Below are 13977 nucleotides of genomic sequence, written 5' to 3'. Positions count from 1 at the left end.
CCGCGGCACGCCGCGCCTACTCACGCTGACCTGCTGATCTCACCACCGTTGAAAGGGAACTCCTCTCCATGACTACTCAGAAGAATGGCGCCTTCGTGCGTCGCCCGCTGATCGCCGGCAACTGGAAGATGAACATCGACCACATGGAGGCGATCGCGCTGGTCCAGAAGCTGGCCTGGACGCTGAACGACGCCGGCCACGACTACGACCGCGTGCAGGTCTCGGTGTTCCCGCCGTTCACCGATCTGCGCGGCGTTCAGACCCTGGTCACCGGGGACAAGCTGGGCGTCGACTACGGCGCCCAGGACCTCTCTGACCAGGACTCCGGCGCCTTCACCGGCGACATCTCCGGCGCCTTCCTGAAGAAGCTCGGCTGCTCCCAGGTGCTGATCGGGCACTCCGAGCGCCGCGAGGTCCACGGCGAGACCGATGAGCAGCTCAACGCCAAGCTCTCCGCCGCGCTGCGCCACGAGCTCGCCCCGGTGCTCTGCGTCGGCGAGGGACTGGAGGTCCGCGAGGCCGGGAACCACGTGGCGCACACCCTGGCCCAGCTCGAGGGCGCCCTGGCCGGGCGTACCGCCGAGGAGCTCACCGAGCTCGTCGTCGCCTATGAGCCGGTCTGGGCCATCGGTACCGGAAAGGTCGCCGGACCCGAGGACGCCCAGGAGATGTCGGCCGCGATCCGCGCGAAGCTCGCCGAGCTGTACTCGGAGGGCTTCGCGGAGACCGTCCGGGTGCTCTACGGCGGTTCGGTGAAGTCCAAGAACGTCGCCGCGATCCTCGCGGGCGCCGATGTGGACGGCGCCCTGGTCGGCGGTGCGAGCCTGGACACCGAGGAGTTCAGCAAGATCGCCTCCTTTGAGAAGCACGTCGACACCGGCGCGCAGGCCTGAGGTCAAGACCAGGCCCGTCCCGGGTTATCCTGGTAGCTGATTCGCCCACGTTCCACCACGAAAGGTCGCTGTGTCTGCACTGACCATTGCACTTCAGGTGCTGCTCGCCCTGATCAGCCTGCTGCTGATCCTGCTGATCCTGCTGCACAAGGGTCGCGGCGGAGGCATGTCGGACATGTTCGGCGGCGGTGTGACCTCGTCCCTGGGGTCATCCGGCGTGGCAGAGCGTAACCTGAACCGGCTGACCATTACCCTGGCCGTCAGCTGGGGCCTGATCATCGTGGCCCTGGCCCTGATTGTTCCGCTGGGCGCCGACATCTAGCGCGAGAGCCCACAAGGAAAGCCCAGCTCGACCATCACGGTCGAGCTGGGCTTTGCTGTTCCTCGGGCTTCTTCTCTCCCCGGCAGTTGAGTTCTCCGGCGGTTACGTAGTAGCCGGAGAACTCAACTGGCCAGGAGGGGTTAGCCGAGTTTGCTGGCGGCGGCGTGGTCCAGGTGCCAGATGGTCTCCCGGGCGCCGCGAGCCTCCACCGCGGGGATCTCAGTGAGCTCGGTGCCCGGGGTGAGCGCCTTCGCGGCGGCCTCGGCCTTGTCCGCACCGGAGACCACCATCCAGACCCGCTCGGCGGTCTGGATCGCCGGGAAGGTCAGGGTGATCCGCTGCGGCGGCGGCTTCGGGGACTCTTCCTCACCGATGGTCGTCTGCTCGGTGACGTGCAGCGAGGCCTTGCCCGGGAACAGGCTGGCCACGTGGCCGTCCGGGCCCACGCCGAGCAGCAGCACATCGAAGCGGGGGAGCGGAAGACCCGAGCGGAGGGAGTCCCCGGCGTGGGCCTGCAGCTCGGTCGCGTAGATCTCCGCACCGATCTCCGGATCCGACGCGTCCTCGGAGACCGGCATCCGGTGCACATTGGATTCGGGCAGACCGTGCTGTTCGATCAGCGCGTCGAGCAGCGCCTCATGGGCCTGCTGAGCGTTGCGCTCCGGGTCGTCGCTGGGCAGCAGCCGCTCGTCGCCCCACCAGAAGTGCACCTTGTGCCAGGGCGGGGTCTCGGTGCCGGGCCGCGCGACCAGTTCGGCGACCTTCGCCAGGACCGCGATGCCGGCGCTGCCGCCGGTGAGCACCGCATGGGCGTCACCCTGGTGGCGTGCGGCGTCGACCAGGACGGCGAGCAGCCGCTCGGCGACCACCGTGACCAGCTGGTCCTTCTCGGCGTAGACCTCGGTGCGCGGCGCCGCCAGGGCGGGCCGCTCAGGGGAATCTGTCATGAGGGTTCATCCTTCCGCCGCATCCGCAGGGATGCCGCGAGCCTAGTGGGTCGGTGGTCGTGAACGGGTGAATCAGCTCGACGCCGCGGTGGCGTCTGAGAGATCGGTGGTCGGCAGCGCCTTGGTGAGCACCTCGCCGAAGACCTCATCGGAGTCCAGCCGGCGCAGCTCTTCGGCCAGGCAGACTTCCAGGGTGCGCACCGGCAGCGGCACGCCCTGCACCAGCCCGTCGGCGGAGCGCAGCTCGGCGATCTCCTCGCCGCGCGGCCGGGAGAGGCTCACGTCCCCGCCGGCGCGGTGGAAGGTGACCGCGGTCAGGGTCAGCGGCAGCTCGGACTCCGCCGGAGCCACCGTGGAGATCAGGCTGACCGGGATCTGAAGCGCCTGCTGCAGCCAGGCCGCGAGCAGCGCCGCACTCGGCAGGTCCGCGGCCGCCTCCACGGTCACCGCGCTGATGTCGGCGGGATCCAGGGTGTCGAGGATGCTGGCCAGGTGGATCCGCCAGTGCGTGAGCCGGGTCCAGGCCAGATCGGTGTCACCCTCCACATAGTGCGCGGAGATCCGCTGCAGCGCCTCCAGCGGGCGCGGGTCCATCGCCGAATCGGTGATCCTCCGGTGCGCGATCTTCCCGATCGGGGTGGCGCTGACGTTGTCGGGCAGCTCATCGGCCCACCAGGCCACGATCGGGGCGTCAGGCAGCAGCAGCGCCGAGACCATCGCCTCGTTCTGCTCGGCCAGTTCGCCCGAGGCCTCCAACACGATCACCTCGGAGGCGCCGGCGTCGCCGCCGACCCGGATCTGTGCATCCAGCCGGGTCTCATCCGAGATCGGGCCCGAGGCCAGCACGATGATCCGGCAGGGGTGTTCCCGGGAGGCCAGGTTCGCTGCGGCGATGGCCGGCTCGGCGTTGTCCTTCGAGGTCAGGATGACCAGGGTGAGCACCCGGGTCAGCGCGACGACGCCGCCGTCCTCGCGCAGCCTGCGCAGCTTCTTGGAGACCTTGGAGGTGGTGGTGTTCTTGATATCGACGATCACTGGGTTCTCCTTCTACGGCCTGCGCCAGGTGCGGCCGTCGCGGGCCAGCAGATCATGGGCAGACGGTGGTCCCCAGCCGCCCGGGGCGTAGGGCTCGGGCTGGGCCTGCTGGGCGGCCCAGTGCTCCTCGAAGGGGTCCAGGATCTTCCAGGAGAGCTCGACCTCCTCGTGGCGCGGGAACAGCGGCGGCTCTCCGAGCAGCACGTCGAGGATCAGCCGCTCGTAGGCCTCGGGGCTGTCCTCGGTGAAGGCATGCCCGTAGCCGAAGTCCATGGTGACGTCGCGGACCTCCATCTGGGTGCCCGGGACCTTGGAGGCGAACCGGATGGTGGCGCCCTCGTCGGGCTGGACCCGGATTACGACGGCGTTCTGACCGAACTCGTGGTCGTCGTGGTCCTGGAAGAGCAGGTTCGGGGCGCGCTTGAAGATCACCGCGATCTCGGTGACCCGGCGGCCCAGCCGCTTCCCGGCGCGCAGGTAGAACGGGGCGCCGGCCCAGCGGCGGGTGTTGATGTCCAGGCGCAGCGCCGCGAAGGTCTCGGTGGTGGAGTCGGGGTTGAACCCCGCCTCGTCGAGGAACCCGACCACCTTCTCCCCGCCCTGCCAGCCGGAGGTGTACTGGCCGCGGGCCGAGGCGGCGCCGAGGTCCTCGGGCAGCCGGACCGCGGCGAGCACCTTCTCCTTCTCGGCGCGCAGGTGCTGGGCGTCGAAGGAGATCGGCTCTTCCATCGCGGTGAGCGCGAGCAGCTGGAGCAGGTGGTTCTGGATCACGTCGCGCGCCGCGCCCACGCCGTCGTAGTAGCTGGCCCGGCCCCCGATGCCGATGTCCTCGGCCATTGTGATCTGCACGTGGTCCACGTACTGGGCGTTCCAGAGCGGCTCGAAGAGCTGGTTCGCGAAGCGCAGCGCCAGCAGGTTCTGCACGGTCTCCTTGCCCAGGTAGTGGTCGATCCGGAACACCGCGTCGGGCGGGAAGACCGACTCCACCACGGCGTTGAGCTCCCGCGCCGAGGCCAGGTCGTGGCCGAAGGGCTTCTCGATCACCACGCGGCTCCACGGGTCCTCCACGCTGTTCTGCGGGGTGGCCAGTCCGTGGGAGGAGAGCTTCTGGCAGACGATCTCGAAGGAGTTCGGCGGGATCGAGAGGTAGAACGCATGGTTGCCGTGGGTTCCGCGGGACTCCTTGAGCTCCTCCAGGGTCTCCCCGAGCCGGGCGTAGGCCGCGTCGTCGTCGAAGCCTGTGGTGGTCACGAAGCGCAGCCCGGCGGAGAGCTGGTCCCAGACCTGCTGGTCGAAGGGCGTGCGCGCGGAGGCCTTGACCTGCTCGAGCACCTCCGCGGCGAACTGCTCATGGGTCCAGTCCCGCCGGCCGAAGCCGACGAGGGAGAAGCTCGGCGGCAGCAGTCCGCGGTTGGCCAGGTCATAGATGGCCGGGAGCAGCTTCTTCCGGGCAAGGTCCCCGGTGACGCCGAACATCACCATGGCGGAGGGCCCGGCGATCCGGTTCAGCCGCCGGTCGCGCGGGTCGCGCAGCGGGTTGCCGTCCCGGCTGCGGGCGCCGTTGCTGCGCGAGGTGGCGCCGGCGCTGCGGGGGCCGCCGTTGCTGCGCGAGCCGCCGCTGGCCTGCGTGGACTCGGTGCGTGGTGCGTTCACAGGGCGTCCATGGTCTCGATGACCTGGGTCAGGCCCGCGGCGCGGTCGTTGAGGTGCACCTGCAGCACCGGCATGTCGTGCCCGGCCAGGACCTGGGCGTCGCCCTCGGCCTGGGCGGCGATCAGCTTCCCCAGCGTGAACGGCCGCTCCGGGACCTGCAGATCGGTGCTGGAGCTGGTGGTCAGCTGCAGGAACGCCCCGATGTGCGGGCCGCCCTTGTGGAACTGTCCGGTGGAGTGCAGGAAGCGTGGGCCCCAGCCGAAGGTCACCGGGCGTCCGGAGAGTGCGGAGAGCTGCGCCCGGATGGCCTCGAGCTGGGTCTCGGTGGTGCGGTCCAGGTACGCGGTGACCGCGAGGTAGCCGTCTTCGGGAACGGACTTCACCAGCGCCTGCAGCGCCTCGCTCAGGGTGGCCGGGTTCGCCTCGGTCAGCGCGGCGGCCCCGAGGGTCCGCAGCGCCACGGCGCCGTCGGTCACGGAGTCCCCGGCCTCGGGGGCGGGGGAGTCGAGCAGGCCGCGGGCGGCGGTCTTGGCGGACTCCACATCGGGCTGGTCGAAGGGGTTGATGCTCAGCAGCGCGCCGGCGACCACGGTGGCGACCTCCCAGAGCATGAACTGCGCGCCGAGGCTGCCGCCGGTGCGCACCTTGTGCGGGCTGACCACCAGGTCGGCGTCGTCGTTGTCCACCGAGGCGCCGTCCTCGGTCTCGGCGTCGATGATCTGGGTGATCAGCACGTCGGCGTCGTCGCGGTGCAGCTCGGGCTCGCCGTCGGCGACGATCACCGGCAGCAGGCCGGTGCCGTTCTTGCCGGTGGACTCGGCGATGAGCTGTTCGATCCAGTTGCCCAGCCCGATCAGCGGCGAGCCGGCGTCGACGAGCACCAGCTTGTTGCGCAGCGGGACGGTGCCGCCGATCGCGGAGCCCAGGCGCAGGCCGGGGTTGTCGGCGTCGTCCTCGGCGAGGATCACCGAGGCGTCCTCGGCGTCCTCGAGCAGGGTCTCCAGGTCGGCGCCTGCCAGCCCGGAGGGGACCAGGCCGAAGGCGGTGAGCGCGGAGTAGCGCCCGCCCACGGTGGGATCGGCCTCGAAGATCGCGCGGACCCCGGCCTCGGCGGAGGACTGCGCCAGCGGGGAGCCCGGGTCGGTGACGATCACGGTGCGGCTCACGGCGTCGATCCCGGCCTCGGTCATCGCCTGCTGCACGATCCGGCGCTGCGAGTCGGTCTCCACGGTGGAGCCGGACTTCGAGGAGACCACGAGCACGGTCTTCTCGATGTCAGCCCCGACGACGGCGGCCACGTGCTGCGGGTCGGTGGAGTCCAGCACGGTCAGCTCCACCCCGGCGGTGGCGCAGATGACCTCGGGCGCCAGCGAGGACCCGCCCATCCCGGCGAGCACCACCCGGGTGAGGCCCTCGGCGGCGAGGTCTGCGCGAAGTGCCGCGATCTTGGGCAGCAGCGCCCGGGAGTCCTCGAAGAGCGAGACCCAGCCGAGCCGCTTGCTGGCCTCGTCCTCGGCGGCCATGCCCCAGAGGGTGTGGTCCTTCGCGGCCAGCCGGGAGGCGAACTCGTGGTCCAGCAGGCCGGGCACCTGGTTCTCGGCGGCCTCACGGGCCGCTCCGGTCAGTGTCAGGGAGAGTGAGCTCATGACGTGCTTCCTTTCTCGACCGAACCGCGGTTCAGCCTGGCCAGCAACTGTGGTGATAGGGGCCGGTGGGAGTCACACGGCTGTTGACCCTGACCGGCGCCCGGTCGGGGGAGTCTCGGTGCCAATGACGCTGGCTCCCGAGACGCCGCCCGGCCGGGCACCGTACGGAGTGAACAGTCAGCCGGGCGGCTCAGGTCCTGAGCCGCCCGGCGTGCAGGTTCAGCTGTTGCGCTTGAGCCCATCATCGATGGTGCCCAGCAGGCCCTTCCAGGAGACCTCGAACTTCTGCAGACCCTCGGTCTCCAGGGTGTCGACCACCTCGCGGTAGCTGATCCCGGCGGCGGAGATGCCGTCGAGGACCCGGTTGGCCTCCACGTAGGTGCCGCTGAGCGTGTCCTTCTCGATGACTCCGTGATCGGCCAGGGCGAGCAGGGTCTTCTCCGGCATGGTGTTGACCACATCGGCCCCGGCCAGCTCGGTCACGTACAGCGTGTCCGAGAGGTTCGGGTCCTTGGTGCCGGTGGAGGCCAGCAGCAGCCGCTGCGGGTGTGCGCCGCGCTCGGCCAGCAGCTGCCAGCGCTCGGAGGAGAAGGTCTCCACCGCGATCTGGTGCGCCAGCCGGGCGTTGGCCACCGCGGCCTGGGACTTCAGCTTCTCGGTGCCGGGCTTGCCCTCCTCGGCGGCGAGCTCCAGGCGCTTGTCGATCTCGGCGTCCACGCGGGAGACGAAGAAGGAGGCCACCGAGTGGATCTTCGAGATGTCGATCCCGTCCGAGTGGGCCTTCTCCAGGCCGAGCATGAACGCGTTGATCACCGCGCGGTAGCGCTCGAGGGAGAACACCAGGGTCACGTTGACGCTGATCCCCTCGGCGGTCACCGCGGCGATCGCCTCGATGCCCTCCACGGTGGCGGGGATCTTGATCAGCACGTTCTCCCGATCCACCGCCTTGTAGAGCTCGCGGGCCTGGGCGATGGTGCCGGCGGCGTCGCGGGCCAGGCGCGGGTCGACCTCGATGGAGACCCGGCCGTCGACCCCGTCGGTGGCCGCGTAGACCCCGGCGAACACGTCGCAGGCCTCGCGCACATCGGCGGTGGTGATGTCGAAGACGGCCTTCTCGGCGTCGGCTCCGGCGGCGGCCAGCTCGGCCAGCTGCGCCTCGTAGGCCTCGCCGTCCTTCAGAGCGGACTCGAAGATGGTCGGGTTGGTGGTGACCCCGACGACGTTGTGCGATTCGATCAGCTTCGCGAGCGAGCCCGAGTTCAGCCGTTCGCGGGAGAGGTCGTCGAGCCAGATGGAGACGCCGAGGTCGGAGAGCGCCTGAGTGTTCTTATTAGCAGTCATATCTATTCTCCTGATGCCAGGTGATGGATGAGTCGTGAGTGGGCCGGGTGCCTCGCCGGAGGGCTGCGCCTGCGCTCAGGCGGCGGCGATGGATTCCTGGGCGGCCTCGGTGACAGCGGCGGCGGTGATGCCGAACTGCTCGTAGAGCACCTTGTAGTCTGCCGAGGCGCCGAAGTGATCCAGACCGATGATCCGGCCGGCGTCGCCGACGATGTCGCGCCAGCCCATGGAGGACGCGGCCTCCACCGAGACGCGGGCCTTCACGGCCGCCGGGAGGACGCTCTCGCGGTACTCGGCGTCCTGCTCGAAGAACCATTCGCGGCAGGGCATCGAGACCACGCGGGCGGCGATGTTCTGCTCGGCCAGCGCTTCCCGGGCCTCCACGGCCAGCGCGACCTCGGAGCCGGTGCCGATCAGCACGACCTCGGGGGTCACCACGGCGCCGTCGCGGACGGCCTCGGCGAGCACATAGGCTCCCTTGGCCGCGCCCTCCACCGCACCGAACTCGGTGGCGGTGGCGGCACCGGTGCCGCGGGCGTAGGTGGGGATGTTCTGGCGGGTCAGCGCCAGGCCGGCGGGACGGTCGTTGCGGCGCAGCACCTCGCGCCAGGCGATGGCCACCTCGTTGGCGTCACCGGGGCGGATCACATCCAGGTTCGGGATGGCCCGCAGGCTGGCGAGCTGCTCCACCGGCTGGTGGGTGGGCCCATCTTCACCCAGCCCAATGGAGTCATGGGTCCAGACGAAGATCGACCCGGTGCCCATCAGCGCGGCCAGCCGGATGGCGGGGCGCTGGTAGTCGGAGAAGATCAGGAAGGTCCCGTTATAGGTGCGCAGCGGGGTCGAGAGCGAGATGCCGTTGGTGATCGCCGCGGCAGCATGTTCCCGGATGCCGAAGTGCAGGTTGCGCCCGTAGGGGTTGCCGGTGAACTTCTCGGTGGAGTGGGACTCCGGGATGAAGGAGTCGTAGCCCGACATCAGCGTGTTGTTCGAACCCGCGAGGTCGGCGGAGCCGCCCCACAGCTCGGGGAGCACCTCGGCGATGCCGTTGAGCACCTTGCCGGAGGCCGCGCGGGTCGCGACGTCGTCCCCGGCGGGGAACTCGGGCAGCTTCGATTCCCAGCCCTCGGGCAGCTCACCGGCGGTCAGCCGGTCCAGCAGCGTGGCGGCATCGGCGTTGGCCTCGCGCCAGGACGCGAACTTGGCGTCCCAGTCCTTGCGGGTCTCCACGCTGCGCTCGAGGATCTTGCGAGCGTGGGTGAGCACCTCGTCCTCCACCGCGAAGTGTGCCTCGGTGTCGAAGCCGAGCAGCTCCTTGAGCGCGACGAGCTCCTCGTTGCCCAGCTTCGAGCCGTGGATCCCGCCGGTGTTCTGCTTCTTCGGGGAGGGGTAGCCGATCACCGTGCGCAGCGCGATCAGCGAAGGCTTGGAGGTCTCGGCCTGGGCCGCCTCGAGTGCGCGGTGCAGCTCGTTGATGTCCTCGTCGTAGTCGCCGGACTTCTTCCAGTCCACGCGCTGCACGTGCCAGCCATAGGCCTTGTAGCGGGCCTGGACGTCCTCGGTGAACGCCACGTCGGTGTCGTCCTCGATGGAGATCTTGTTGTCATCCCAGATCACCACGAGGTTGCCGAGCTCCTGGTGCCCGGCGAGCGAGGAGGCCTCGGAGGTCACGCCCTCCTGCAGGTCGCCGTCAGAGGCGATGACCCAGATGGTGTGGTCGAAGGGTGACTCGCCGGCGGGTGCGTCGGGGTCCATGAGACCGCGCATCCGGCGCTGGCCGTAGGCGAAGCCGACCGAGGAGGCGAGCCCCTGGCCCAGCGGACCGGTGGTCATCTCCACGCCCGGGGTGTGGCCATACTCGGGGTGACCGGGAGTCAGCGAGTCCCAGGTGCGCAGCGCGGCGAGGTCATCGACCTCGAGGCCGTAGCCGGAGAAGTAGAGCTGGAGGTACAGGGTCAGTGAGGTGTGACCGGGGGAGAGGATGAAGCGGTCGCGGCCGATCCACTGGGGATCAGTGGGATCATGCTTCATCATCTTCTGGAAGATCAGGTAGGCGGCTGGAGCCAGCGACATCGCGGTGCCGGGGTGGCCTGAGCCGACCTTTTCCACGGAGTCAGCTGCGAGCACGCGCAGCGTGTCAACTGCCCGCTTATCCAGATCGGTGAATACGGCATTATCGGTCACTAGGTTTCCTCCAAATGGTGAGGGACGGTGGACAACGAGGGCCGCGCACATCGTTGTGCCGCGCAGGTCCAACCCTACCGGGGTAGAGGCTATTCCTGGCGGATCATCAGAGCATTGCAGAATGCTCACGAGTGATGATCGCGAGTGTGAATTCTTGATGCTGCGACGTCGTCGGGCAGCACACGCTCATCTCAGCTCATCCCCAGGGCCAGCGAGATGAGCTCGAAGGAGCGGTGGTCGATCACCAGGTCCGCCTGCTCCGCCAGGGCGGGCTTCGCGCAGAAGGCGATCCCCACTCCGGCGGCCGCCAGCATGTCCAGGTCGTTGGCTCCATCGCCCACGGCGACCACATTGCGGGGGAGCAGCCCCTGTGATGCCGACCACTGTTCAAGATACTCTCTCTTGGCCGCTCGGTCGACGACGGCGCCCCGGACGGTGCCCTCCAGGGTTCCCTGCGGCGAGATCGCCAGGTCATTGGCGTGGAAGCCGGTGAGGCCCAGATCAGCGGCCAGCGGCGCCAGCACCTGGAGAAACCCGCCGGAGACGGCGTAGCTGGGCCAGCCGCGCCGGCGCAGCTCGGCCAGCAGCTCGGGCGCGCCCTGGGTGGGGGTGATCGCGGCGAGGGTGGAGTCGATCACGGTGCGGGGCAGCCCTGTGAGGGCCTGGACCCGCTGGTGCAGCGAGGCGGCGAAGTCGAGCTCCCCGCGCATGGCGCGCTCGGTGACCTCCGCGACCTCGGCCTCCCGGCCGGCGTCGCGGGCCAGCAGCTCGATGACCTCCTGGTCGATCAGCGTGGAGTCCACGTCCATGAGCAGCATCAGACGACCGTCCTCGGCATGCAGCTGCGCGCGCCGCTGGGCGGGCAGCACGGTCTGGGTGACCGGTCCCTGGAGCTGGTGGGCGGCGTCTTCGAGCAGCGAGACCGCCAGCTGGGTGCCGTAGGAGTCGTCGGAGTCATCCAGCGTCACAGACCAGCGCACCGCGGAGACCTCTTCGCCCTGGGCCAGCGGGACCTGGCGCAGCTCCACGCTGTGCACGACTCCGCGCCGGGAGAATTCGTGGGTCAGGGACCGGACCAGCGGCCCGTCCAGTGCGGCGGCCGCCAACATGGCCACGGTGCCGTGGGGGAGATCAGGGGTGGGCAGATCCGGGCTGGGCTGATCAGAGTGAGGGTGCGCAGTCATAGCGTGTTCAGCCTATAGCGACTCATCGTGTTCGATAGTGTTGGGCCCATGAGTCCTGTCCTCGATATCCAGAATGTCAGCGTGCGCCGAGGGCGCAAGAAACTCCTCCAGGACGTCTCCTGGACGGTGAATGAGGACGAGCGCTGGGTGATCCTGGGGCCGAACGGAGCAGGCAAGACCACGCTGCTGCAGATCGCCGCCGCCCGACTGTTCCCGACCACCGGCACCGTGAAGATCCTCGATGAGCAGCTCGGCGCCGTCGACGTCTTCGAGCTGCGCCCGCTGATCGGGTTCAGCTCCAACTCGCTGACCACCACGGTCCCGGTGCAGGAGACCGCGCTCAACGTGGTGGTCACCGCCGCCTACGGGGTCACCGGGCGCTGGCGCGAGGAGTACGAGCAGCTCGATGAGCGCCGGGCCTTCGCGCTGCTCAACGAGTGGGGCGTCGGCACGGTCTTCGACCGGCCTTTCGGCACCCTCTCGGAGGGTGAGCGCAAGCGGGTGCAGATCGCCCGTGCGCTGATGACCGATCCGGAGCTGCTGCTGCTCGACGAGCCCGGCGCCGGACTGGACCTGGGCGGCCGCGAGGCACTGGTGGAGCGCACCAGCGAGCTGATCAACAGCGAGGAGGCTCCCACCACCGTGCTGGTCACCCATCACCTGGAAGAGATCCCGCCCGGCTTCAGCCACGTGCTGCTGCTGCGTGACGGAGAGACCGTGGCCGCCGGGCCGATCGAGGAGACCATGACCTCGGAGAACCTCTCGAAGACCTTCGACACCGAGCTGGACCTGATCCACCGCGACGGACGCTTCTCGGCGTTCAAGAAGCAGCCCGCAGCTGCCGCTGCGTCGTCGTTCTCCTCGGCCCCGCAGGCTCGGGGATGATGGAGGCGCTCGCTGACTTCTTCCTCACCGATCTGAGCCTGGCACAGCTGCTGCTCATCCTGGTCGCCGGCATCTGGGCCGGCGCGATCAACACCGTGGTCGGCTCCGGCACCCTGGTGACCTTCCCGGTGCTGGTCGCCATGGGCGTCCCGCCGGTCTCCGCCACGGTCTCCAACGCGATGGGACTGATCGCGGGCAACTTCACCGGCGCTTGGGGCTACCGGCGCGAGATCCGGCAGGTGAAGTCGGTGCTGAAGAAGCTGGTGCCGGCGTCGATCCTGGGCGGCGTCATCGGCGCCGCGCTGCTGATCACCCTTCCCGAAGAGGTCTTCGGCCGGGTCGCCCCGATTCTGATCGTGGTCTCGCTGGGCTTCGTGATCGCCCAGCCCCGGCTCTCGGCCTGGGTCCGGGCGCGCGCCGCAGCCCGGGAGAAGGACGCCGAGACCGCCGGCGATCCGGCGGAGGGTGCGCCCGAGAAGGCGGCCACGGCGGGGAAGCCCTCGATGCCCACGGTCAGCCTGGTGCTGATGCTGCTGGTCTTCGCGGCCGGCATCTACGGCGGCTACTTCGTCGCCGCGCAGGGGATCCTGCTGATGGGCATTCTGGGGATCTTCCTGATGGCCAACATCCAGCAGGCCAACGGCGTGAAGAACCTGCTGGTCGCCGTCGTGAACCTGACGGCCGCGATCAGCTACGTGCTGGTGGACTACCTGCTCCGCGAGCCTGCGGACCGGGTGATCCTCTGGGAGGTGGTGGTGGTGATCGCCGTGGGCTCCACGCTGGGCGGTCTGATCGGCGCCTGGGTGGGCCGCAGGCTCTCGCCGCTGGTGCTGCGCCTGATCATCGTGACCCTGGGCCTGGTGGCGCTGTTCGTGATGCTGCGCAACCTCTTCGTCGGCTGACCCCGCCTGGGCAGTTGAGTTTTCCGGCTACTACGTAACCGCCGGAAAACTCAACTGCCGGAAAACTCAACTGCCCAGGTGGGGTGGTGCGCCGGTGCTGGGCCGGGCTGCGGTGGATTTGATATAGTGCTGTGTTGGTCCAAACTCGGCCCACCCTCAGTTCCACGCTTCTGGCAAAATCCAGCGGCAGATGAAAAGGACACACTTCATGAAGTCTGATATCCACCCCACATACGAGCCGGTCATCTTCAACGACCTGGCCTCCGGTGAGAAGATCCTCACCCGCTCCACCACCTCCTCGAAGAAGACCATGGAGTGGGAAGACGGCAACACCTACCCGGTCATCGACGTCGAGATCTCCGCAGCCTCGCACCCGTTCTACACGGGCAAGCAGCGCATCATGGACTCCGAGGGTCGCGTCGAGCGCTTCAACGCACGCTTCAAGGGCTTTGGCGGCAAGAAGTAAGCAGTTCGCGCTTCTCGCTCCTAGAGCACCTTCGGTAGGGCCGCAGTCACTCGACTGCGGCCCTACTGCTGTCTTCAGCGCCTGGTCGGCCGCCAGCTCCTGAACCGGTTCGGCCATTCTTCTCTGCTCTCGGTGACGACCCGCTCGGGCGCCTAAGGGTCTTCGTCGACCCGCAGGCTGTCCTCGAGGCCGAGGGGATCACCCGGCCACCGCAGTCCTCAGACCCGCGCACGTACGGAGAAAATGGCCGAAGCGTTCATCTGATTTGAGTTTTTTGTTTATTTTTTTCAGGTAACTTTTAAAGTAATGTGTTGCTTGCGTCACCCAGTGGTGGGTGGTCGTTACACACTTGCAAACAGGAGTAACTGAAGATGCGCAAATCAAAGCTTTTCGCGGTACCCACGATCGCCCTGGGCACGTTGCTGCTCAGCGCCGCCCCGGCCATGGCCCACTCCGGACACGGCCCCGAGACCGATGGCACCGCCACCGCTGATTCCAGCCAGTCCTGGTCCTTCCAGA

At 68.7% G+C, this 13977-nt stretch carries 12 protein-coding genes; 5 read left to right on the top strand and 7 right to left on the bottom strand.

Annotation, left to right across the window (positions count from 1 at the left end):
* Positions 1-68 precede the first annotated feature (68 nt).
* Positions 69-893: a triose-phosphate isomerase gene (gene tpiA / locus I2487_RS02705; RefSeq protein WP_207172434.1), complete on the top strand. Its 825-nt coding sequence runs from the start codon at positions 69-71 to the stop codon at positions 891-893.
* Positions 894-963: 70 nt separating this feature from the next.
* Positions 964-1215: a preprotein translocase subunit SecG gene (secG, locus tag I2487_RS02700; RefSeq protein WP_207172433.1), complete on the top strand. Its 252-nt coding sequence runs from the start codon at positions 964-966 to the stop codon at positions 1213-1215.
* A 140-nt stretch (positions 1216-1355) separates the two neighbouring features.
* Here the strand turns inward: secG and pgl are convergent, their stop codons facing one another.
* From pgl to serB, 7 genes are all read right to left on the bottom strand, one after another.
* Entirely contained in the window at positions 1356-2162 is an 807-nt protein-coding gene (gene pgl, locus I2487_RS02695) for a 6-phosphogluconolactonase (RefSeq protein ID WP_207172432.1), read from the bottom strand.
* 72 nt (positions 2163-2234) lie between these two features.
* Complete coding sequence (locus I2487_RS02690; protein ID WP_207172431.1) at positions 2235-3197, bottom strand: glucose-6-phosphate dehydrogenase assembly protein OpcA; 963 nt, start codon at positions 3195-3197, stop codon at positions 2235-2237.
* Between the two features lie 12 nt (positions 3198-3209).
* Positions 3210-4679, bottom strand: a complete 1470-nt coding sequence (gene zwf / locus I2487_RS02685) for a glucose-6-phosphate dehydrogenase (RefSeq protein WP_218624348.1) — start codon at positions 4677-4679, stop codon at positions 3210-3212.
* Between the two features lie 167 nt (positions 4680-4846).
* Positions 4847-6496 carry a phosphoglucose isomerase-related protein gene (locus I2487_RS02680; RefSeq protein WP_207172429.1) on the bottom strand — a complete coding sequence of 550 codons (1650 nt, stop codon included), beginning with the start codon at positions 6494-6496 and terminating at the stop codon, positions 4847-4849.
* A gap of 219 nt (positions 6497-6715) precedes the next feature.
* Positions 6716-7837, bottom strand: a complete 1122-nt coding sequence (gene tal / locus I2487_RS02675; protein ID WP_207172427.1) for a transaldolase — start codon at positions 7835-7837, stop codon at positions 6716-6718.
* A 75-nt stretch (positions 7838-7912) separates the two neighbouring features.
* Complete coding sequence (tkt, locus tag I2487_RS02670) at positions 7913-10072, bottom strand: transketolase (RefSeq protein ID WP_207172517.1); 2160 nt, start codon at positions 10070-10072, stop codon at positions 7913-7915.
* Positions 10073-10212: 140 nt separating this feature from the next.
* Complete coding sequence (gene serB / locus I2487_RS02665) at positions 10213-11205, bottom strand: phosphoserine phosphatase SerB (RefSeq protein ID WP_255545885.1); 993 nt, start codon at positions 11203-11205, stop codon at positions 10213-10215.
* A gap of 48 nt (positions 11206-11253) precedes the next feature.
* Here serB and I2487_RS02660 point away from each other — a divergent pair, with 48 nt between their 5' ends.
* From I2487_RS02660 to I2487_RS02650, 3 genes are all read left to right on the top strand, one after another.
* Positions 11254-12090, top strand: coding sequence for an ABC transporter ATP-binding protein (locus I2487_RS02660; RefSeq protein WP_207172425.1), 837 nt, complete (start codon positions 11254-11256; stop codon positions 12088-12090).
* Entirely contained in the window at positions 12087-12992 is a 906-nt protein-coding gene (locus tag I2487_RS02655; RefSeq protein ID WP_207172424.1) for a sulfite exporter TauE/SafE family protein, read from the top strand. Before I2487_RS02660 ends, I2487_RS02655 begins: the two co-directional genes overlap by 4 nt.
* Before the next feature lie 208 nt (positions 12993-13200).
* Entirely contained in the window at positions 13201-13458 is a 258-nt protein-coding gene (locus I2487_RS02650; RefSeq protein ID WP_207172421.1) for a type B 50S ribosomal protein L31, read from the top strand.
* Positions 13459-13977: the final 519 nt, after the last annotated feature.

Origin of the sequence: Nesterenkonia sp. E16_10 (assembly GCF_017347085.1) — a bacterium.
GTDB lineage: Bacteria > Actinomycetota > Actinomycetes > Actinomycetales > Micrococcaceae > Nesterenkonia.
This window is presented reverse-complemented; position numbering and strand designations above follow the sequence as displayed.